Source organism: Larkinella ripae (assembly GCF_054780775.1).
Window position 1 is genome coordinate 99,173 of the sequence record NZ_BAAGVR010000022.1, and the last position, 21,456, is coordinate 120,628.

The 21,456-nt window shown below is 53.7% G+C and carries 17 protein-coding genes; 8 read left to right on the plus strand and 9 right to left on the minus strand.

What is annotated here, in order from left to right; translation table 11 throughout:
• Positions 1–4 precede the first annotated feature (4 nt).
• The gene (locus tag ACYVHX_RS13290) at positions 5–2,275 is read left to right on the plus strand and encodes a sensor histidine kinase (protein ID WP_460672136.1); all 2,271 of its coding nucleotides are present in this window, start codon (positions 5–7) and stop codon (positions 2,273–2,275) included.
• On the opposite strand, the gene ACYVHX_RS13295 is transcribed toward ACYVHX_RS13290, so the two are convergent.
• Positions 2,261–3,814, minus strand: a complete 1,554-nt coding sequence (locus ACYVHX_RS13295; RefSeq protein ID WP_460672137.1) for a polysaccharide biosynthesis protein — start codon at positions 3,812–3,814, stop codon at positions 2,261–2,263. The genes ACYVHX_RS13290 and ACYVHX_RS13295 overlap by 15 nt on opposite strands.
• Before the next feature lie 145 nt (positions 3,815–3,959).
• The gene (locus tag ACYVHX_RS13300) at positions 3,960–4,181 is read right to left on the minus strand and encodes a hypothetical protein (RefSeq protein WP_460672138.1); all 222 of its coding nucleotides are present in this window, start codon (positions 4,179–4,181) and stop codon (positions 3,960–3,962) included.
• 24 nt (positions 4,182–4,205) lie between these two features.
• Between ACYVHX_RS13300 and ACYVHX_RS13305 the strand changes: the two genes are divergently transcribed.
• The 4 genes from ACYVHX_RS13305 to folK all read left to right on the plus strand — a co-directional run bounded on the left by ACYVHX_RS13305 (position 4,206) and on the right by folK (position 8,747).
• Complete coding sequence (locus tag ACYVHX_RS13305) at positions 4,206–6,194, plus strand: OmpA family protein (RefSeq protein ID WP_460672139.1); 1,989 nt, start codon at positions 4,206–4,208, stop codon at positions 6,192–6,194.
• A 136-nt stretch (positions 6,195–6,330) separates the two neighbouring features.
• Positions 6,331–7,113, plus strand: coding sequence for a tryptophan-rich sensory protein (locus ACYVHX_RS13310; protein WP_460672140.1), 783 nt, complete (start codon positions 6,331–6,333; stop codon positions 7,111–7,113).
• Between the two features lie 92 nt (positions 7,114–7,205).
• Entirely contained in the window at positions 7,206–8,252 is a 1,047-nt protein-coding gene (locus ACYVHX_RS13315) for an AAA family ATPase (protein WP_460672141.1), read from the plus strand.
• Between the two features lie 3 nt (positions 8,253–8,255).
• On the plus strand, positions 8,256–8,747 hold the full coding sequence (folK, locus tag ACYVHX_RS13320; protein ID WP_460672142.1) for a 2-amino-4-hydroxy-6-hydroxymethyldihydropteridine diphosphokinase: 492 nt from the start codon (positions 8,256–8,258) through the stop codon (positions 8,745–8,747).
• A gap of 6 nt (positions 8,748–8,753) precedes the next feature.
• Here folK and ACYVHX_RS13325 read toward each other — a convergent pair whose 3' ends face one another.
• From ACYVHX_RS13325 to purH, 4 genes are all read right to left on the minus strand, one after another.
• A complete protein-coding gene (locus ACYVHX_RS13325) occupies positions 8,754–9,287 on the minus strand; it encodes an SRPBCC family protein (RefSeq protein ID WP_460672143.1) in 534 nt (177 codons plus the stop codon).
• Between the two features lie 101 nt (positions 9,288–9,388).
• A complete protein-coding gene (gene gatC / locus ACYVHX_RS13330; RefSeq protein WP_460672144.1) occupies positions 9,389–9,676 on the minus strand; it encodes an Asp-tRNA(Asn)/Glu-tRNA(Gln) amidotransferase subunit GatC in 288 nt (95 codons plus the stop codon).
• An 11-nt stretch (positions 9,677–9,687) separates the two neighbouring features.
• Complete coding sequence (locus ACYVHX_RS13335; RefSeq protein ID WP_460672145.1) at positions 9,688–10,422, minus strand: lysophospholipid acyltransferase family protein; 735 nt, start codon at positions 10,420–10,422, stop codon at positions 9,688–9,690.
• 1 nt (position 10,423) lies between these two features.
• A complete protein-coding gene (purH, locus tag ACYVHX_RS13340; protein WP_460672146.1) occupies positions 10,424–11,941 on the minus strand; it encodes a bifunctional phosphoribosylaminoimidazolecarboxamide formyltransferase/IMP cyclohydrolase in 1,518 nt (505 codons plus the stop codon).
• Between the two features lie 318 nt (positions 11,942–12,259).
• On the opposite strand from purH, the gene ACYVHX_RS13345 reads away from it, so the two are divergent.
• Entirely contained in the window at positions 12,260–13,240 is a 981-nt protein-coding gene (locus ACYVHX_RS13345) for a pyruvate dehydrogenase complex E1 component subunit beta (RefSeq protein ID WP_460672147.1), read from the plus strand.
• 104 nt (positions 13,241–13,344) lie between these two features.
• Here the strand turns inward: ACYVHX_RS13345 and ACYVHX_RS13350 are convergent, their stop codons facing one another.
• Together ACYVHX_RS13350 and ACYVHX_RS13355 are read right to left on the minus strand one after the other, a co-directional pair.
• The gene (locus ACYVHX_RS13350; protein ID WP_460672148.1) at positions 13,345–14,877 is read right to left on the minus strand and encodes a SusD/RagB family nutrient-binding outer membrane lipoprotein; all 1,533 of its coding nucleotides are present in this window, start codon (positions 14,875–14,877) and stop codon (positions 13,345–13,347) included.
• 79 nt (positions 14,878–14,956) lie between these two features.
• Positions 14,957–18,133, minus strand: a complete 3,177-nt coding sequence (locus ACYVHX_RS13355; RefSeq protein ID WP_460672149.1) for a SusC/RagA family TonB-linked outer membrane protein — start codon at positions 18,131–18,133, stop codon at positions 14,957–14,959.
• A gap of 390 nt (positions 18,134–18,523) precedes the next feature.
• On the opposite strand from ACYVHX_RS13355, the gene ACYVHX_RS13360 reads away from it, so the two are divergent.
• Positions 18,524–19,675, plus strand: coding sequence for a sigma-54-dependent transcriptional regulator (locus ACYVHX_RS13360; RefSeq protein WP_460672150.1), 1,152 nt, complete (start codon positions 18,524–18,526; stop codon positions 19,673–19,675).
• A gap of 100 nt (positions 19,676–19,775) precedes the next feature.
• Here ACYVHX_RS13360 and ACYVHX_RS13365 read toward each other — a convergent pair whose 3' ends face one another.
• On the minus strand, positions 19,776–20,858 hold the full coding sequence (locus tag ACYVHX_RS13365; protein ID WP_460672151.1) for a LuxE/PaaK family acyltransferase: 1,083 nt from the start codon (positions 20,856–20,858) through the stop codon (positions 19,776–19,778).
• A 69-nt stretch (positions 20,859–20,927) separates the two neighbouring features.
• On the opposite strand from ACYVHX_RS13365, the gene ACYVHX_RS13370 reads away from it, so the two are divergent.
• Entirely contained in the window at positions 20,928–21,452 is a 525-nt protein-coding gene (locus ACYVHX_RS13370; RefSeq protein ID WP_460672152.1) for a hypothetical protein, read from the plus strand.
• Positions 21,453–21,456: the final 4 nt, after the last annotated feature.

Consider the following 21,456-nt stretch of genomic DNA (forward strand, 5'->3'; position numbering starts at 1 on the left):
ATCAATGACCCATGAAGAGTTAAGAATAAACCGCCCGGCGGCCCGCTATGAAGCAAAACCCAACACCCGGTTTTCGCTGGTCATTCTTCTTTGTTCCTTATTTATTTTTCATTTCCTCACCCTGGCGACCAGCGGTTTTGCGCAGCAGTCCTGGCCACCGGTTTTTGAAATCAAGACCGACTCCGGTTTTTTCAAACTCGATACCACCTTCTTCCAGGTACTGGAAGATCCCACGGGCAACTTTACCTTTGAACAGGTGCAGCGCAGCCCAAACTTCCGGTTTGATTCCTACCTGAACCGGAACCGAAAGGCGCACGTCTACTGGCTTCGGATGCGGGTTCGCAACTCGCTCGATCACGACGCCAAGCTGTTCTTATGCGAATTTGAAGCTGCGTACTTCGACCTGTACGCGCAGGACTCCGGCGGGCGCTGGCAGCACCAGCGCACTGGCCAGCTGGTTCCGCGCAGCGAACTTCCGGTTCACAACGGCGATGTCGAGCGGTACCGGCTTTCCTTTCAGTTGAAACCGGGTGAGCAGGTTACCCTTTACCAGCGCTCGGAAAATCCTCTCTGGTGGCAACCGCTGACGTATCTTTCGCCCCAGCTCCAGACCGAAGAACACCGCATTCATTCCGTCTATAAGTCGTTCCGGGTCGACCGGGAATGGGAAGACTATTACTTCGAGGGCATCATGATCGGCATCCTGCTGCTGGCGGTCAGCTATAACCTTTACATTTTCGTTTCGGTCCGGGACCGCGTCTACCTCTATTTCGCCATTTGCTTATTTTTTTTCATCTTCGAACGTAACGGTTTTAATCTTCAGCTAGCCCTCTTTCCGGAGTATCCGTACCAGTTTAAGTTAACCAGCATCTTTTTCTTTATCGTTTTCTACTTCTTTTTCATTCAGTCGATCCGGAAGTTCATCCAGCTCGTTCCGGCTTTGCCCCGCTTAAACAACGCCATTACCTTTTTCCTGATCCTGACGGCACTGGCCAACGGACTCCAGTTTTTCATGTACCGGTTGCCCTTTCTATCGCCGTCGTTCGTGGTGCTTTCCATCGAAATTCTGATTCGGGTCGTTTATGTTTTATTGGCAATCGGCATGCTGAACATGCTCCGGCGCGGTTCGCTCGACGCCCGGTTTGCGCTGATGGCCACCACGCCCCTGTTTCTGTTCTGGCTCTACACGCTATCGACTCACCTGCTGGGGTACTTTTTTAACATCAAGGTCCCCACCTGGCAGTGGTACAATTTCGGGTACATCGAAAGCGCCTGCTTTGCCTGGCTGATCATTGTTTTCTCGGGCGCCCTGCTCAACCGCTACAACCTGGTTCGCAAGCGGGTGGCGCAGCAGGCCATTGAAAAAGAACAGCTCGAAAAAGAACGCGAGATTGAACGAAACCGCATCATCGCCAGCCAGAACGAACGGCTTGAACAGCAGGTAAAAGAACGCACCGCTCAGTTGCAGACCTCGCTCGAAAACCTGAAAGCCACCCAGGATCAACTCATTCAGAAAGAAAAACTGGCGTCGCTGGGGGAATTAACGGCCGGGATTGCCCACGAAATCCAGAACCCGCTGAACTTCGTCAACAACTTCTCGGAAGTCAGCGCCGAACTGATTGGCGAACTTGAGGACGAACAGCAAAAACCGGATCGCGATGCCGGGCTGGAAAAGGAGCTGCTGGGTGACCTGAAGCAGAACCTCCAGAAAATCAGTCACCACGGGGGCCGCGCCAGCCAGATTGTCCGGAGTATGCTGGCGCACTCGCGCAGCAGTTCGGGCGAACGCCAGCCGACCAACCTCAACGGGCTCTGCGATGAATACCTGCGGCTGGCCTACCACGGACTGCGGGCCAAAGACAATACGTTCAATTGCGAGATGATCACCGACTTCGACCCGGCTGTCGGTTTGATCAACCTGGTTCCGCAGGAGATCGGGCGGGTGTTGCTGAATCTCTTCAACAACGCCTTTTATACCGTTCAGGAAAAACAGAAAACAGCCGCCGAAGCGTATAAACCGGTGGTTACCGTTCGGACCAAGGTCATCGGTCGGCAGGTCGAAATCCGGGTGATCGACAACGGAATGGGCATTTCGGAAGCGGTCAAAGCCAAACTTTTCCAGCCTTTCTTTACGACCAAGCCAACCGGCGAAGGCACCGGCCTGGGTCTTTCAATGAGTTACGACATCGTGACGAAAGGCCACGGCGGTACGCTGACGGTTGACAGTCGGCCGGGCCAGGGGTCAGCGTTTATTGCCGTTTTACCCGTTACCTGACTCCCCGACCATTTTGTTCCGGTTGCCCCGCTTCCGAAACCGGGCCAGCAGCGGCCCAAACGTTTTTCGCTCGATCACCAGCATCACACCGACGAACAACCCAAACAACAGCAGGTGGTAGGGCACGGAAATCCAGAGATTGGAAATTTCGATCTGAGAAGCAATGTAGATCAAAACCGCCCCACTGAAGATGTAAATCAGAGCGGAAGCAACGTCGTAGGGAACCGGATAGTGTTTTTCGCCGAGGATGTAACAGGTCACGCACATGACGATGCTCGACGCCAGATACGCGACGGCGCACCCCATGTACCCCATGATCGGGATCAGCAGTACGTTTAACAAAACCGTAACCGTAGCGCCCAGGGCCGTAATGAGCGTGCCATATACGGTTTTGTCGCTCAGCTTGAACCAGAACGCGATGTTGTAATAAACGCCCAGCACGAGGTTGGCCAGCAGCAGGATTGGCACAATGCCCAGGCCCTGCCGGTAGGTGGGTCCGATAAACAACCCGATCCAGTCGAGGTTCAGGCTGATGCCCACCCAGATGAGGACGCAGACGATGATGAACCATTTGTTGACATCGGCCAGCAAACCGGGCGCGTTTTTGTCTTCGGCGCGCGAGAAAAAGAACGGATCAGCCGCAAACTTGAACGACTGAATCGCCAGCGCCATAAACACCGAAAGTTTGTAACAGTTCCCGTAAATACCGAGCGCATCTTCCGAGGTCAGGCCCGGATAAAAACCGTCCGGCAACAACGGCCGCAGAAACCAGCGGTCGGTCAGCATGTTGATATTGCCCGCCAGCGCCGTCAGCATCAGCGGAAACGAATACGCTACCAGAAGCTGCACCTGCGGTTTGTCGAGCCGAAACCGAAAACCGGCAAACGCTTTACCCAGCAACGGAAAATACAGGAGGTTGGCAATCAGGTTCGCCAGAAAAATGTAGCCGGGACCAATGGAAGGATCGTAGAACAGATCCACGAACGGCTGCAGAAAAACCAGGTATTCACCGTTGTAGATCTGCGGACAGATCACCAGAAAGAACACATTCAGCAGCACATTGGCCGAAATGTTGATCAGCTTGGTTTTGACGAATTGGCGGGCTTTGTTTTCGACCCGAAGCCGGGCAAACGGAATCGACACGATGGCGTCGGTGGCGGCAATCAGCGCAACCCAGGTCACAAACAACTGCTGATCGGGATAATCCAGCGCATCGGCAATCCGGGACGATAAGAGCCAGATCAGGGCCGTTGCCACGACACTGATTACCAGCACAATACTCAGCGTTTCGTTGAACACCCGCTGCTTATCCTCTTTCTGCCGGGCCGCGTACCGGAAAAAAGCCGTTTCCAAACTCAGGGTGTAAAACAGCAGCAAAACCGGAACGTAGGAAAACAACTCCACGTTCGAAGCCATTTCGCCGGTGCGCTCAAAAACCCGGGTGTGCAGGGGCACCATCAGCCAGTACAGCATCCGCCCCAGAATCGTACTGATTCCGTACAGCGCCGTATCGCTCGCCAATTTTTTAAATCCACTCATATGCTTTGGTTCCTGCAAAGATAGGTTTTCCCGCATTAACCTTTTGTGTTTTCTCCACCCGTTTTGGAGCGCTCCGTTTACTACAGCTTTTCGGCTAAAAAGCCGGTTTTTGGCAAAAAGACCCAAAAACCGGCTTTTGAATCAATTAATTTGAAAAATAGTACAGCAGTTTTTCAGGCTGTAAACTATTTGCCAGCGCCCGGCGTTTACTATTCAATTGCGTCTTCCTCAAAAAATCCCGCCCGACCCGGTGGGATTTTTTCATTTCCACCAGTGCGGTTTTTCGCCCGGATTTCCCGCCAATAAAATCAACTTCTGAGCGTTTAAATGTAGAGCCAAGCGATAAATCATTAACTTGGCGACACACACAGCTTACCGTTCCAGTAATCTTATGAAAATCAGTACCTCCTATTCCCTGCTGGTGGCGCTGGGGTTGGCCGTCGGGCTGACTGGATGCAACTCCGCCATGCAGGTATATAAAAAAGGTGTCCGGCAGTTCGAACAAGGGGAATACAACCTGGCCATTGAGAACTTACAGAAAGCCGCCAACGGGAAGGGCGTGGAAGATGTGGCCCGTTTGAATTACCTGCTGGGCGAATCCTACCGCTTATCGAACCGGTTTCCGCAGGCTGCCCCGTTTTACCAGAAAGCCATCGAAGCCGGCATCACCGAAGCCAGCGCCAAGATGTATTATGCGTACGCGCTGAAAGCCCAGGGCCGGTATCCCGAAGCCCTGACCCAGCTGGATCAGTATGTTTCGTCAAAACCGGCCAGCAAAGTCAATCTGGAAAAAGCCCGGCGGGAAGCCGAAACCCTGCGGGCGATTGAAGTCATCAGCCAGAAAAAGATCGCCTATCAGCCCAGAAACATCGGCAATCTGAACTCACCGGGTTCGGAATACGCGCCCGTTCTGCGCGGGGATGAACTGATTTTTACGTCGTCGCGGAAGGAAAAGGTGTATAAAAACAACGGTCTGTCGATGACCGGTATTTACAAAATCAAGCTGGCGCAGAAACCGGACGAAACCGGCAACAATCCGGAGAAATTTAGCGGCAACATCTTTAAGGAAGACGCCAACGAAGGTACCCCGGCGTTCTCCAAAGACGGCAAAACCATGGTTTTTGCGCGCGGCAACAACGGCAAACGCAAAGGCGGTCTGGACGTCGATCTGTACATCAGCCGCCAGACGGACAATGTCTGGAGCGAACCGGCCCGGCTGCCCATCAGCGACTCGACGGCCTGGGATGGCAGTCCGGCTTTTTCGGCCGACGGAAAAACGCTGTATTTTGCCTCCAATCGCGCCGGAACCGTGGGCGGCATCGATCTATACCGCACCAACATGGACGCTTCGGGCCGGTTCAGCCGCCCGGTCAATATGGGCCGCGACATCAACACGCCGGGCGACGAGATGTTTCCGTACGTAGCCGAGGACGGCAAGCTGTATTTTGCGTCCGACGGTCATCCGGGTCTGGGCAAGCTCGATCTTTTCGTCGCTACCCGCTCGCAGGGCATCATTTCCGTCGAAAACCTGGGCGTACCGATCAACTCACCGGCGGACGATTTTGGTTTGATGCTGATTGATAATCACAAAGGCTATTTTGCCTCGAACCGCGAAGGCGGCAAGGGCGACGACGATATTTATTATTTTGACGATTCGGAAGGCACAACGGAAAACCCGCCGATTGCCACCACCCCGCCCGCCGATGCCCCGAAACGAGTGCGGTATTTCATCGCCGGTACGGTTTCGGAAAATGCGTCTCCGCAGGCTCCGCTGGATTCGGCCAAGGTTCGGATCATCGAAGACGGTATTGAAACTCCCGTTGCCGAAGCCTTGACGGGCGACCCCGGCACGTTTGGGAAATACCCGCTGAAAGAAGGTAAAGACTATACGATTCTGGTGGAACGGCCCGGTTACCTGACCAAACGGGAGCAGTTTACGATGCAGGGTCGGAGCATTCCGCCGATCTTCCTGAAAAAAGCCGAAACCGATACCACCTTTGAAGTGCCGGTTTTGCTCGACAAAGTGTCGCTGGGCAAAACGTTCGTGCTGGAAAATATTTACTACGACCTGGATAAATACGCCATCCGGCCCGATGCGGCCGAAGAACTGGACAAACTGGTTACGATTCTGAAAGACAATCCGACGCTGAAAATTGAGCTGAGTTCGCACACCGACGTTCGCGCGGCAGATGCTTACAACATCCGGCTGTCGCAAAACCGGGCCAAAGCCGCCGTTGATTACATTGTTTCGAAAGGCGTTGAGGCCGAGCGCATGATTGCCAAAGGCTACGGTGAAACGCAGCTCATTGTCAAAAACGCCAAAACCGAAGACGAGCACCAGCGCAACCGCCGAACGGAATTCAAGATTCTGAGTTTCTAAGGCTCCGGAATCGAACAACGGATTAAAATTTAAGTTTACGGTTTACGGTTTTTAGTTTACGGTAGCTAACGCATTCATCGCATGTTCGCGCTCGCTGCTGTAAACCAAAACCGGTAAACCGTAAACTTTTTTGTTTATGAAGAGCGATAAAATCCGACAGTTTCTGGTTGTTTTCGTCATCATTTCAACCATTGTCATGAATTACCTGTCGAACGCCCTGCCGTTTGGCGGACAAACCAACGCCCAGGTTTCGGACAAGTATTTCACCAGCTTTACGCCCGCCGGTTTTGCTTTTTCGATCTGGGGGGTCATCTACCTCGGCTTACTCGGTTTTGCGGTCTACCAGGCGCTCCCCTCGCAGCGAACCAACCCCCGGTTTCGTAGCATTGGTACGCTGGTCATGCTCAACGGTTTGTTCAACAGCCTGTGGTTACCGATTTTTCAGAATGAGTGGCTTTTTGTTTCCGTTCTGTTTATTGCGGGAATTTTGTACACGCTCTACGGCATCAATCTGGGGCTGCGGCTGACGGCGACGGACTTTCCGGCCGCCGAAAGCTGGCTCGCCCGGGTGCCGTTCGGGCTGTATTTCGGCTGGGTCACCGTGGCTACCATCGCCAACATCTGCGTCTGGCTCGAATCGAGCAGCTGGAACGGCTGGGGCATCAGCGGACCGGTCTGGGCGCAAATCCTGATTGCCGTTGGCCTGGCCATTGGCCTGTTTGTCTTCAGCCGACTGTGGAGTTTTTCGTATTTGCTGGTCTTTGTCTGGGCCTATGCCGCCATTGCCGCCGGCCAGCAGGGCAACGGCTCAGTGTCGCTGGTTGCCACCATCGGGGCCATCATTGCCGCCCTTGTCTGGCTTGTGAGCTTTTTTCAACGGCCCAAATCGCCCTCGCATCCAGCACCGTCGTTTAACTGACGCCATCGTCGAAACCCGCAGGGCGCCTAAAACCTTGCGGGTTTCCGTCCGGTTTTTTTGCACGTTTGCGGGCATTCACCGACATTTACAGTATGTCCTGGAAACTACCTGCCGATCAGTATAAATTCTCGCCCGACGACGACGACTTTCCCAATGTCTACTACTTCGTGCAGCAGTTTGGCGTTTTCCCGAATCAGCTCATTTGTCGTCACCAGTTTGAAATAACTTTACCCGATTTTCTGACCCAACAGCAATTTACGAGGATTCACGAACGAACCGAGCTGTTTTCCAAGCAGGAAGAACACGCTTTCTGGTCGCATCCGGACGGCGTTTTGCTGCGGCTGCACTATTTGCCCGCCATGAAGGCCTATTCGATGCTGGGCGGTTACGTCAGCCGTGAAATTCTGGACCGGGTTCTGACGGGTCTGGATGCCCACAAAGTTCCTGATCCGGACAATTCGCTGGGCCGGGTTGGGCTGATTACGCAGCAGTATAATGAACTGATTGTCGAAGAAACGCAACTGAAATTGCTGCCGCTCGAACTGGAAAAACATTACAACGACGATATGCTGCCGGTGTATGAAAAGCTGATCAAGCGCCTGAATACCAACGGTGAAAAAGGGCTGATTATCCTGCATGGCAAACCAGGAACCGGTAAAACCAACCTCATTCGCCACCTGACGACCCAGCTTTCCAAACAGATTCTGGTGTTGCCGCCCCAACTGGTCGAGGTAATGACGCAACCCGGTTTTATCCCGTTTCTGCTCGAACAACGCAATTCGATCCTGGTTATCGAGGAAGCCGAACAGGTGCTGATGGACCGCGAAACCGATGTCCGGAATGCCGCCGTTTCGAACCTGCTCAACCTCACCGACGGTTTGCTGGCCGACTGCCTGGCGATTCAGATTATCTGCACGTTCAACACCGACATCAACCGGCTCGACCAGGCGCTGCTCCGAAAAGGGCGGCTGATTGCCCGCTACGAATTTCGGGAACTGGCCGTCGAGAAGGCCAACCGCCTGCTGGAAGAACGGGAGCTGGAATTCCGCACCGATCACCCCATGACGCTCGCTGATATCTACCACCTGGAAGAAGAGGTTCATTTCGCCAAAAAACCGCCCCGGACGATTGGCTTTTAACGCATGACCACGTATACGGTTTTTCTGCTGCTGGGCGCAAATCTGGGCGACCGGGCCGCCACCCTGCACCGGGCGCGGCACCACCTTCAAACCGATGTGGGGCCGGTTTTGCACCAATCGGCGCTGTATGAAACCGCAGCCTGGGGCGTCATCGATCAGCCGGCTTTCCTGAATCAGGTTCTGAAAGTGCTGAGTGTTTTTCCGGCGGAAGAAATACTGGCGAAAACGCAGGCCCTTGAAAACCGCCTGGGCCGGGTTCGGCGCGAAAAATGGGGCAGCCGCATCATCGACATCGATTTGCTGTACGTTGATGATCTGATCCTAAAAACGGAGCCGTTGACGGTGCCGCATCCGTTTCTGCACGAACGGCGGTTTACGCTCGTACCGCTGGCGGAAATTGCGCCGGAGTTTGTGCACCCGGTTTTTCAAAAAACCAACCAGCAACTGCTGGCGGAATGCCGGGACCCGGGTGAGGTGAAGAAGTGGGCACCTTAGCGCGTTTTATTCGGCCAGCTCTTTTAGCTTTTTCAGGCCGCGATCAAACTCCTTGCCGAGCATGTCATCCAGGTCCACAAACGCCGACATGGCATTCATCGGATACACACTTTCGCCCATCATTTTCCAGGTTACTTTGGTCTTGTTGCCCTCATCCGTCAGCGTATAATACACCTGCCCGACGGAATCAAACGGCTCGATGAAGTGGACCTCGTTGTGGACCATTTCGTTGGGCGTAATTTCCCGGATCACCTGTTCGCCTTTGCCCACATCGCTGTTGCCAACCCAGTTGTAGGTCGATCCCACGGCGCCATCGGTTCCGGAATACGTGATCTTAATGTTTGGATCGTAATCGACCCAGGGCGGCCACTTGTCCTGATTGCGGAGCGTGGCAACCAGCGGAAATACCTCACTGCGGGGCTTGCTGATCACCACCGAACGTTCAATGGAATACTTTTTGGGCATAACCAGCCCAAGGCCCAGAAAGACCAGAATCAGTATCACGAGAGCGATACCGCCGATTTTCAGAATTTTTATCATTAATAGAGAAGAAGGTTTGGATGAGCGAACCCCATGTACGCAATTCTCCAGCCGGAAAAAACCGCACTGCCCCAAAACGCCGGCCCCATTCCGACCCGGTTTTATTCAATCACTTTGGGCACCTGAAAATACGGATCGTTCTGATCCGGAGCGTTTTGCAGCGCCTGTTCACGCGGAAGCTGGTGGCCAACGACGTCTTCCCGCAGCACGTTCAGCTCCGCCGAAATATGCGTCAGCGGTTCAACGCCGGTGGTGTCAACCTCGTTGAGCTGCTCCATCCAGGTCAACACCTCGTTCAGACTCGCGATCAGGGGTTGTTCTTCTTCGGGCCGCACGTCAAGCCGGGCTAGGTGGACAATTTTATGCAAGGTTTCGTGATCAACTTTCATAGGCTATCGCATTAATTTACCGCAACCCGGAGGGTCTGACTCATCAGGGGTTCGTCGATGATCCGGAACGTTTCTTCTTTGAGCCGCTCGATATCGGCCTGCGTCATTCCTTTGGTTTCAATCGGCGGATGCACCACCACCCGGATGGGCCGCCAGTGCATCCGCAGCTTTTTCTTGTCCGGAAAAATTTCGTGATTGTTCAACAGCGAAATCGGAACGATGGGCACCTGCTGCTGAACCGCCATCGTGAAGGCCCCGTCTTTAAACGGATGAAACATCTTGGGGGGCTGTTTGGCTTTGATGCCGCCTTCCGGAAAAATCATGATGCTCCGTCCGCTTTTGAGCGTCCGAATGCCTTTCGACAACGAATAGGCGCGGCTGTTGGCCTGGCTCCGGTCCACCTGAATGTGCAGCTTGGCAAACATATACCCGAACAGCGGAGCCCGTTTTACTTCACTTTTACCGATAAAGGCGTAATAATTCCGGACGATAATGCCCATCACGGCAATGTCCAGGTACGAAAAGTGATTGGCGCAAAACACGTACGTCTGCTTCGGATCGGGCCAAAACCGGTAGTCGACCTGAACCGGCATCCCGATGATCCAGAAAAACAACCGCCCCCAGATGTAATTGACTTTGTGCGCATACGGTTTCCACGCTTCCCGTTGCAGAAAAATGAACGTGAACGGAAACAACACCAGAAACAGCGTCAGAAACCAAAAACCGCACCAGATCGTGTATACCATATCAATGCTTGAAATGCCGGACGCCCGTGGTTACCATCGCCATTCCGCGCTGATTGCAGGCGTCGATGCTGTCCTTGTCGCGGATGGAACCGCCGGGTTGCACCACCGCCGAAATACCGGCCTCAGCCGCAATTTCAACGCAATCGGAGAATGGGAAAAACGCATCCGACGCCATCACGGCCCCTTTCAGCTCAAAACCGAACGTCCGGGCTTTTTCAATGGCTTGCCGCAGCGCATCAACGCGGCTGGTTTGTCCCACGCCACTCGCCACCAATTGGCCGTCGTTGGCCAGCACAATCGTGTTGGACTTGGTGTGCTTGCAGATTTTGAGGGCAAACTCCAGGGCCCGTTGTTCACGATCGGAAGGGGATTTTTCCGTCACCGTTTTGAACTGGCTGGCGGTTTCGGTCTGGCGGTCCTTATCCTGTTCCAGAACGCCGTTCAGCAAGGTCTTGAACATTTTCGGACTGAATTCTACCGACTTGCGCTTCAGCAAGATACGGTTTTTCTTGGAACTTAACAGCGTTAAAGCCTCCTCGTCGAACTCCGGCGCAATCAGGATTTCCATGAACAGTTTGTTCAGTTCCTCGGCCGTTTCCAGGTCTACTTTCGCATTGGTAATAATCACTCCGCCGAAGGCCGAAACCGGGTCGCAGGTCAGGGCGTTCAGGTAGGCTTCCCGGGCCGTTGGGGCCGTCGCCACCCCACAGGCATTGGTGTGTTTGATGATGGCAAAGGTCGTATCCGTAAATTCGTCGATCAGGCTCACGCAGGCATCCACATCGACCAGGTTGTTGTACGACAACTCCTTGCCATTCAGTTGATCGAACAAGGCGTTCAGATCGCCGAAGAACGTGGCCTGCTGGTGCGGATTTTCGCCGTAGCGCAACGATTGGGCAGGCAGTTTCCGAAAATCGCTGTCATCGGTGGTTGATCCGGCAAAATAAGACTGAATCGCGCGGTCGTAGCCCGACGACATGGCGAAGGCTTCTTTGGCAAACCGGCGACGGTCGTCCCGATCCGTGGCGCCGTCTTTCTCGGTCAGCAGGCTCACCACTTCGGCGTACTGGCTGCGCGATGAAACGATCAGCACATCGTCGTAATTTTTGGCGGCCGCCCGAATAAGCGAAATGCCGCCAATATCAATTTTCTCAATGATGTCTTCGTCCGATGCGCCCGACGCGACGGTTTCCTCAAACGGATACAGATCGACCACCACCAGATCGATGGGATTGATGTCGTGCCGACTGGCCTGGGCTACATCCTCGGCCAGATTCCGGCGGTAGAGAATACCGCCAAACACTACCGGATGCAGGGTTTTGACCCGGCCGCCAAAAATGGACGGATACCCGGTGATGTCTTCCACGGCCGTAACCGGAATGCCCAGTTGCTCGATGAACGTCTGGGTGCCGCCCGTTGAATACAGCAGTACGCCGTTTTGATGCAACAGCCGGACGAGGGGTTCCAGCCCGTCTTTGTAATAAACCGAAATAAGCGCTGATTGAATGGTCTTCGACATGAAAAGCAAGATTTACTCCGCCTGCTCTTCTGCTCTCGGCTTACCCGGCGAAACAACGGAGTGATTATTTCGCGGAGTTGAGCGGAGTAAAACGAGTTAAGCGGAGGATTAGGAGGCAAAGATAATTGAAAGGTTCGGATCGGAGAGTTCTGATTGAAAAGGAGTTCGTAACTTTATGAAATTCTTTTACGGAAATCCGGGATTCATCCCCGTGCCGGGGCGGGTTCCACGCGGGTCTTGAGTTTGAATTGTTCTTTTAGCCCGTTTTGTCTATTTTTGACCGTTTTTACAAATGCGATAACTACTAACTCACATCCGATGAGAGAAATACAATTCCGCGAAGCCCTTCGCGAAGCCATGGTAGAAGAAATGCGCCGGGATGAGAAGGTCTTTCTGATGGGCGAAGAAGTGGCTGAATACAATGGTGCGTATAAGGTCAGTCAAGGCATGCTCGACGAGTTTGGCCCGGCGCGCGTCATCGATACGCCCATCGCCGAATTGGGTTTTGGTGGTATTGGGGTCGGCGCGGCCATGAACGGTTTGCGGCCCATTGTTGAATTCATGACGTTCAACTTTTCCCTGGTTGCGATCGACCAGATTATCAACGGTTCGGCCAAAATCATGTCGATGTCGGGCGGGCAGTATTCCAACCCGATTGTGTTTCGCGGCCCCACCGGCAATGCCGGCATGCTGTCGTCGCAGCACTCGCAGAACTTCGAAAACTGGTTCGCCAATACCTCCGGTTTGAAAGTCTTGGTTCCGTCGAATCCGTATGATGCCAAAGGCTTGCTGAAAACCGCTATCCGGGACAACGATCCGGTTATTTTCATGGAGTCGGAGCTGATGTACGGCGACAAAGGCCAGGTGCCGGAAGAAGAATACCTGATTCCGATTGGCAAAGCCGATATCAAACGCGAAGGCAACGATGTGACGATTGTGTCGTTTGGTAAATTCATGAAAGTGGCCCTGCAGGCCGCCGACGAACTGGCGCAGAAAGGCATTTCGGCCGAAGTAATCGATTTGCGTTCCGTTCGGCCCATCGACTACGCGACCATCATCAATTCGGTCAAGAAAACCAACCGTTGTGTGGTGGTGGAGGAAGCCTGGCCGCTGGCGGCTATTTCGTCAGAACTGACGTATAACATCCAGCGCAACGCCTTTGATTACCTGGATGCGCCGGTGATTCGGGTGAACAGCCTGGACTTGCCGCTGCCCTACGCCCCGACGCTGATCGAAGTCATCCTGCCCAACGTGAAACGCACGCTGGAAGCCGTTGACACCGTGATGTATAAGAAATAAAGGAAGAAAGGGCAAAAAGGATAGAAAGGCGGAGCGGATGAAGGGAGAAGGGGTTAACCTCTTCCTTTCATCCGCTCCGCCTTTCTATCCTTTTACTCCTTCTTTTATTGTTTATCCCACCAGACGCGGGTATCCAGATTATCGGGTCCCTGGCGGCCAATCACCACATCCAGGTTGGCTTTGTTGACTGATTGCTCAGAATCCGGGTAGGAAATGCGGTTGATAAAGTTTCCTTTTATTTCCTTGCCCGGGTACGGATTGGGAGTCAGTTTCGGAAAACCGCTCCGCCGGAAATTGGCGAAAACTTCCGGACCGTTCAAAAACGAAGCCACCCAATACTGGGTATTGATCAGTTCCAGCCCGTTAGCGGCTGCGTAGGGGTGTTTCTGTAAATAGGTCGTAATGGCAGCCGCCGGAACCGCGGAATTGGCATCGGTCTCACCCATTTGCTGCATGTGGGACGTAATACCGGCAGCGTAGAAATCAGCGGCACTTCCCGTGATCCAGCCCCGTTGGGCGGCCTCGGCCAGCAACAACTGCGTCTGCGCGTTGGTCACCAGATACGTAGGCGCATCAAGCCGGGCCAGCCGGGTCCGGTCCACCTGCGAATAATCGTAGAAACTCGCCAACTTGTCGGCCGTTGCCTGCGCCGGAATGCTGCCATTATCAAAGCCAAGCGGCATTCCGACCTGAACCGCGGGGTCCCGATTGGCGCGGGCCGCCGTTTGTTCCGCCCCACTTTTCGCTCCGACATACCGAACCGCAATCGACGCCAGCCGGGGATCTTCATTGGTCGTCAGGTAACTGACGAACGTCCGGGTCATGTAAAAGTTAGCGGCTTCCGTCGAGTTCAGCATCACCCCAACTGGATTCTGGTAATTGGCGTTGTTCCGGATCAGGGCGTTATCGGCATTGGCCAGAATCACTCCGCCGGCAAAGGCTTTGGCCGCCGTTGACTGGGCCAGGGTCGGGTTTACTTTTGAAAGCCGCATCCCGGCCCGCAACAGCAACGAATTGCCCAGCTTTTTCCATTTCGGAATGTTGCCTCCGTACAGAATATCGCCGGCTTCGATCGGTTTGGAAGCATCCAGTGCGGCCGTTGCCTCGGTCAATTCCTTTAGAATATCGTCATAAATACTCTGCTGCGTGTCGTAAACCGGCGTCACGTTGGCGCCCAGAAAACCGAGACCAGCCTGCGAATAGGGAATATCGCCGTAATTGTCTGTCAGCACCATCGACGCATACGCTTTCCAGATCCGGGCCATTTGGTAGAGGTTCGACCGGTTGGGATCGGCTTTGGTTTTATCAAGAACATCGACCAGATACCGGATTACATCCCGGTAATACCGCTGCCAGATTCCCGTATTGGCGCCCGTGGGGCCCCGGTTATCAATGTTATAATTTCCGCCCGCTACGATGCCGGAGTTCGGAGTAAACGCCTGCTGAACGATGGCGTTCTCAAAAATCATCGTCGACCCCGGAAAGGTGGTGTTGATCATGGCATTGTTAAACGTGAAAAGCGGATTTAGCGCCGTGGCGGCAGTCGGGTTGATGTTCAGTTCGTCGAATCCCTTTTCACACCCGCTGACGCCAATCAGCAGGGCAACTAATGGTATATAAATGAATTTCTTTTTCATGATTGATAATTTTTGGTTTACGGTATGCGGTTTTCGGGGAACCGTGCCGAAAACCGTATACCGTAATTCGTCCACTGTTTTAGAATCTAACATTCAGGTTAAAGCCAATGCTGCGCGTGGTGGGCAAACCGGTCGATTCCAGACCCACCAGGTTGTCGGAGCTAAAACCGAATTGTTCAGGATCGATGTTGGGCACCCACTTCTTCAGAATAGCCACGTTATTGGCCACGGCGCTCAGGCGAACCCCTTTGATAAAAAAGCTGCCCGGCAACATTTTCGTGAAATCGTAGCCCACCGAAATCTGGCGGAACTTCCAGAAACCGGCATCGTAGACCACCTGCTCGCCCAGACTTTTCGAGCGGCCCACCGAGTAATAATCCTGCACAAAAGCCCGGACGGTGTTGGCTTCTCCGCGCTCGTTAACGCCCACGCCCACCATCTTATTGTCCGCTTCGCCCCGGCCCACCAGGGTTTCTATCTGCAAACCGTGCCGGAAAGCGTTGAGGTTGGTGCCCGAAATCATTTTGCCGCCCAGTTTAAAATCGATCAGGAACGACAGATTAATGCCTTTGTACGTAACGGAATTGGTGATACCGCCCATGTATTTGGGCAGGGCCGAGCCGAAGGAAACCGGAGCCGGTGTCCGGACCGGCAGCCCATCGCCCCCGTGGACCATGCGTCCCTGCGCATCCCGCATATACCCGAACGTATACAACTGACCCAGGGGCTGGCCAACCACATGACGAAGATCGCCGACGTAAATCCCGTTGCCCACCACAATCTGTTCGCCCGGCGTCGTGGTCAGCAGTTTGAGCAGTTTGGTCTGGTTATACGAACCGTTCAGCGTAATGTCCCAGGAGAAATCCTTGGTCCGAACCGGTGATGCGTTCAGCAGCACTTCAAAACCGCGGTTGCGGCTTTCACCGCTGTTGATCAGCGTGTTGGTATAACCGGAGGCATCCGACGACTGCGCGGCCACGATCTGGTCGCTGGTGATTTTGTTGTAAACCGCCACATCCAGTCCGACGCGGTTATTGAACAGCTTCAGTTCCAGCCCCACTTCGGTTTCGGCGGTCCGGCTGGGTTTCAGCGTCGCACTCGGAACCGTGTTGGAGGTAATGTTTCCAACCGGCTGGCCCAGGCCCGACGGATTCGGGAACAGGTTCGCACCGACGCTGTAAAACAGGTTGTTGGAATACGGAGCCACGTCCCCATCGCTACCCACCTGCGCGTAAGCCGCCCGGATTTTACCGAAATTCAGCCAGCCCGGCAGGCTGTTGAAGGCCTGAGAAAACACGAAACTTCCCGTAACGGAGGGGTACAGAATGCTGCGGTTGCCCGGTGCCAGCGTCGAGAACCAGTCGTTCCGCGCCGTTACGTTCAGGAACAGAAACTCGTTGAACGACAGTTCGGCGGCTCCGTACAGGGAGTTCACCTTGCGCTCGCTCAGCCCGTAGGTCGGATCTTTCACGCGGCCGTTTTGCGGAATGTACAGTCCACGCACAATGAAGTCGGTGACGAGAACGCTGTTCAAATCGCTCCGGCGGTATAACTGGTTGCCCCCGGCGGTGATATCAATCCCAAACTTGCCAAACGTTCGGTTCGCACCGATGAGGAAGTCGGCGTTGATTTCGCGGAACCGGCGGGCCTCCTGCACGTAAGCGCCGTTCACAAAACCGGCCGGAGCGGCTGCCAGGGATGCCTGGCCGGTCGGGAAGTTGTAGTCCTGATCGCGCGACCAGAAATCCTGCCCAACCCGTCCCTGAAGGTACAGCCAGTCGGTAAAGTTGTAGCGGGCGGTCAGGTTGCCCAGCAGCCGGTCGCGCCGGATGTTTTCAAATTTCTGACTCAGGACGAAATACGGATTCGTCCGGTTTTGAAACCGCGACCAGATGAATTCGTTGCCGGTTGCCGGGTTGATCTGGTTGGCCTCCAGCACATCGAGCGGCATGGAGTTCGCCAGGGTGTAAAGAACCGTCGGCGTACTGTTGTCCTGCTGCGCAATCTGGGGCGGGTTTTTGTTGTACTCGTTCGAATAGTTGAGCGTACCCGTCACCGTCAGTTTGGATGACAAGTTGTAGCTAAAACCGAGGTTGATCGTTTTCCGGTTGAAGGAGTTGTTGGGCGTAATGCCTTTGTTGTCCGTGTTGGAGACCGAGAGGTTAAAACCGCCCCGTTCGCTGCCCGACGAAACGGAAACCGAGTTGGTCCAGGTCGAGCCGGTGCGGTAGAATTTCTTGATGCGGTTGCGCACGGGTTCATACGGAGCCGTTACACCCCCGAACAGCACCTGCGACTGTCCGTTGAATTTTTCCCCGAAACTCCAGACGCCCGTAGTCGGGTTGGGGGCCGTTGGCCGCACGCCGTATTCGCCCTGTCCGTATTCGTATTGAAAATCCGTGAAATCCAGCGGCTGGTCGGTCGTAAAGTTGGTGTTGTAAACCACGCCGATGCCCTGACCGCTGCCCTTGGTTTTGGTCGTGATCATGATGACGCCGTCTTTCGCCCGCGAACCGTAGAGGGCTGCCGCCGTACCGCCTTTCAAAACCGTCATTCCTTCAATATCGTCGGGGTTGATGGACGAAAGACCGTCGCCCCCATCCGAATAGTTCCGGTCGCGGCCCCCGATCGAACCATCGCTCCCCGTGTTTCCGTTGTTCTGGCCGAAGTTGGTGTTGTCGATGGGCACGCCATTGACCACAATCAGCGGGTTGTTCTGGCCGGAAAAAGACGACTGCCCCCGAATCCGGATTTTACTGGTTCCGGCGGCCCCCGTGCCCAGACTGGAAATGTTTACCCCGGCTACTTTCCCCTGCAGGGCGTTCATGAAGTTCACCGTGCGGTTGGTCGTAATTTGTTCCGAACTGACATTGGCAGTGGCGTAGCCCAGGCGTTTGGCTTCTTTTTTGATCCCCAGGGCCGTTACAACCACTTCATTTAAACTTTGTGATCCTTCTTCGAGGGTTACTTCCAGGTTGGTCTGATTGCCGATTGGTACCTCCCGGCCCTGAAAGCCGATGGAGCTAAATACCAAAACCGTATTGGCGGGCGCACTCAGCGCAAATTTACCGCTGGCATCCGTGGTGGTTCCCAGGGTGGAATTTTTGATTAAAATCGAGACTCCGGCGATCGGTTGCTGGTCTTTTCCGGAAAGAACTGTTCCGGTAATCCGCCGGTCCTGTGCCTGAACGCCCACAACCAGCAAGGCACCCAGCCAGATGGTTAGCAAGCTTCGTAGGAAAGTAGAATACTGCATAGAGAAAATTGGGGTTAAAAAATAAAGATGGTAAAAAAACAAGCATACAGTGAATAAAGACGCAATCTATCCTCTGTTGTCGACTGATGTAAGTTGCATCAACTTTTAGGATAAAACAAGGTATTATTTAGATATATTTTACTCATTTCTAGGGGTATACTTTTTAGGATTTGGTTAAATTTCTGAAAAAACGGCTACGCTCCGTCCGTTTTTGTCGCTTCCTTTTTAACAGACATTTTTGATCCTTACGGTTTGAATAATTCCTTCTAAAAAAAAAGACATAACCTTGCTTATTGAAGTCTCTTTCTATTACTTTCCACTAAAATTCAGGTTTGTACCAACTGTTTTCCGGACAAGTAACTGTAGTTATTATTAAAGTAACACTGATTTATGGCGAGATTAATCATCATTGATGATGAAAAAAGCATCCGGGACGCACTGCGCGACATTCTGGAATATGAAGGATATAACGTTGATGAAGCCAAGGATGGGGAAGAAGGTCTGGAGCTCATCAGACAGAACAACTACGATGTTGCGCTGTGCGACATTAAGATGCCCAAAATGGATGGTCTGGAACTGCTGCTGAAAGCCGCCGATGTGGGCAAAGGCACCCAGTTTATCATGATTTCGGCCTACGGAAATGTGGAGAATGCCGTCGAAGCCACCAAACGGGGTGCTTTTGATTTCATCATCAAGCCCCCCGATCTGAACCGCCTGCTGGTGACGGTGCGCAACGCCATCGAAAAAGCCAAGCTGGTGGTGGAGACCAAAACCCTGAAGCGCCGGATCTACAAGTTAAACGAAATCGTGGGCGATTCGGACGCCATTCGTCGGGTCAAAGAAACCATCGACCGCGTGGCCCCCACCGAAGCCCGGGTGCTCATTACGGGCGCCAACGGGTCCGGTAAAGAAATGGTTGCCAAACAGATACACGAACGGGGCAGCCGCGCCGTAATGCCGCTGATCGAAGTGAATTGTGCCGCCATCCCAAGCGAATTGATTGAGAGTGAGTTATTTGGTCACGAAAAAGGGGCGTTTACCGGCGCAGCTGCCCGGCGCCAGGGCAAATTTGAACAGGCCGACGGCGGGACGCTCTTTCTGGACGAAATCGGCGACATGAGCCTGTCTGCCCAGGCCAAAGTGCTCCGGGCGTTGCAGGAAAGTAAGATTACGCGGGTCGGCGGTGATAAAGAAATCAAAATCAACGTGCGGGTCATTGCGGCAACGAACAAAGACCTTCGGAAGGAAATTACGGAAGGCACCTTTCGGGAAGATTTATACCACCGGCTAAGCGTTATCCGCATCCATGTTCCACCGCTGGCCGACCGCCGGGAGGATGTTCCGCTGCTGGCCGAGAAATTTCTGCACGACATTGCCGAAGAATACGGGGCGCAACCCAAAGAAATTACGCCCGACGCCATGACCTACCTCCAGTCACTGCCCTGGACCGGTAATGTGCGCGAGCTCCGCAACGTTGTCGAACGTCTGGTCATTCTGTGTGGCGATCAAATTACCCGCTATGACGTAGAAATGTACGCTTGATTGCGCTTCCAGGCGGATCAGGGATTTCAAATCCGATCCAATCAGTCGCGGAGGATCAATCCACAACCCATGTAAACCAGATGGCAATCCTCTTGTAGCGTTATAGCACCATCAGGTTACAACCCCGAATATCCGAATTATCGAAACGCCCGATGACCCGAAAGCCGTCGGGTATTTCTTTTTCGTACTGCCCCAGGTCCTGCGTTTCGATAAAGCTGCAGGAATCCAGATTGGCGAGGTCGATCACATTGATGCCCCCCGTCAAGCGCACCGACGGCCCCGCGGCCGATTCCGTTGGGTACAGATAAAACGGATCGTTAACATCCCGCAGCCGAATCCGGAGCGTCGGTGACATTCGAAAAACGCCTTCGCCGGTCGAATAGGCCTGCGAGAGCAACTCGGTCATGCCGTATTCGGAGTGAATCGCCCGGACGCCCAGCCGCGTTGTGAGCAGTTCGTGCACCTCTTCCCGCAGCAACTCCTGCCGCCGTCCTTTCATGCCGCCGGTTTCCATAACCACCAGATCCGGCAGGTTTCGTAAAAAACCGAAGTCGGTTGCGGTTTCGGCCCAGTCGAGGAGCGCAAACGTTACCCCGATCAGCAGAATTTTACGCCCGGTCTCCGGATTGGCGGCCAGTTGCCGGAGCGTGGCCGTTAACTCCTCTGTATTGTGCAGAAAAAAACCGGAGGTATTCGAGCCGGTTTTTTCAATAAACCGCTGAACCATATACACCAACGACGAGTTATTTCGTTCAAGATATGACGGTAACAGGGCCAGAATATGGAAGCGGTCGAGCGGGCCATAGACCTGCTCAAACGCCTGTTGACTAATCAGGTCGTACAGAAGCGGATCGGTAACATAATGGCGACTGGTTACGGCTCCGGTGGTGCCACTGCTCTCAAAAGTCAGCAGCTCAGCGGTCAGCGGTTTGGCTTCCGGCCCGGCCTGGGTCAGAATCGGGTGATTTTTGAAAAAAGCAATCGGCAAAAACGGAATTTGGTCGGTGGTTCGTATCTTTTCAGGCTCAACCCGCAGATGCCTCAGGTACGTGGCATAAACGGAATTAAACCGGGCCTGATACCGAAATACATCCAGTGCGACTGAATCGAAAACCGGAGGGTGGGCAGACGCTAAGCGGAGAATCTGGTTTCGGAGTTGCTGACGAATGGGTGACGGTGACACTTGAAATGAAAATAGGGCTTCTTTCCGGAAGCCTGATTAGACCAACTAATAACGCTAGTTTATAACACGATGTCTACGCGATTTATTCGGCAAGGGCTGTTTTTTTTCGGCTGCTCGGCGCTCCTGATCGGGTGTCTCGAACCGCCTGATTTCAATAATACGCCCGAAATTATGTCTCCTTCGGTTACCTCCTACCCGGCTTTCGACGACTTTTCCCAATCGCCGAAAGATTCGGTGGTGATTTCGGTCCGGTTTCAGGATGGCGACGGCGATCTGGGTGTATCCGTAGAAGAGCGGGCGGATACCATTACGTACAGGGATTGGGGCAACTACGAACTGAAAACCTACCGGTTTGTCAACGGCAAGTTTGAATATGTGGACCTGCCGGTTCTTAATAAACTGTTTTTCCCGCGTCTGAAGCCCGATAACAAGGAAAGTCCGCTGGAAGGAAAGCTGGATTTTTCTCAGAGCTTTCTGCGTTCGCGGAACTCCCGGATGACACCCGTTAAATTTACCGTTCGTGTCCGCGACCGCGGGGGCAACGTCAGCAATGTGGTAGAAACCGATACGCTCTCCATTCCGCTGAGCAACTGATAAC

Coding starts and splice junctions, on each gene's coding strand:
- ACYVHX_RS13350 (WP_460672148.1), bottom strand. CDS start 14,877: ATGAAAAAGAAATTCATTTATATACCATTAGTTGCCCTGCTGATTGGC.
- ACYVHX_RS13335 (WP_460672145.1), bottom strand. CDS start 10,422: ATGGTATACACGATCTGGTGCGGTTTTTGGTTTCTGACGCTGTTTCTG.
- ACYVHX_RS13370 (WP_460672152.1), top strand. CDS start 20,928: ATGTCTACGCGATTTATTCGGCAAGGGCTGTTTTTTTTCGGCTGCTCG.
- folK (WP_460672142.1), top strand. CDS start 8,256: ATGACCACGTATACGGTTTTTCTGCTGCTGGGCGCAAATCTGGGCGAC.
- ACYVHX_RS13310 (WP_460672140.1), top strand. CDS start 6,331: ATGAAGAGCGATAAAATCCGACAGTTTCTGGTTGTTTTCGTCATCATT.
- ACYVHX_RS13360 (WP_460672150.1), top strand. CDS start 18,524: ATGGCGAGATTAATCATCATTGATGATGAAAAAAGCATCCGGGACGCA.
- ACYVHX_RS13325 (WP_460672143.1), bottom strand. CDS start 9,287: ATGATAAAAATTCTGAAAATCGGCGGTATCGCTCTCGTGATACTGATT.
- ACYVHX_RS13345 (WP_460672147.1), top strand. CDS start 12,260: ATGAGAGAAATACAATTCCGCGAAGCCCTTCGCGAAGCCATGGTAGAA.
- ACYVHX_RS13305 (WP_460672139.1), top strand. CDS start 4,206: ATGAAAATCAGTACCTCCTATTCCCTGCTGGTGGCGCTGGGGTTGGCC.
- purH (WP_460672146.1), bottom strand. CDS start 11,941: ATGTCGAAGACCATTCAATCAGCGCTTATTTCGGTTTATTACAAAGAC.
- ACYVHX_RS13290 (WP_460672136.1), top strand. CDS start 5: ATGACCCATGAAGAGTTAAGAATAAACCGCCCGGCGGCCCGCTATGAA.
- gatC (WP_460672144.1), bottom strand. CDS start 9,676: ATGAAAGTTGATCACGAAACCTTGCATAAAATTGTCCACCTAGCCCGG.
- ACYVHX_RS13355 (WP_460672149.1), bottom strand. CDS start 18,133: ATGCAGTATTCTACTTTCCTACGAAGCTTGCTAACCATCTGGCTGGGT.
- ACYVHX_RS13315 (WP_460672141.1), top strand. CDS start 7,206: ATGTCCTGGAAACTACCTGCCGATCAGTATAAATTCTCGCCCGACGAC.
- ACYVHX_RS13295 (WP_460672137.1), bottom strand. CDS start 3,814: ATGAGTGGATTTAAAAAATTGGCGAGCGATACGGCGCTGTACGGAATC.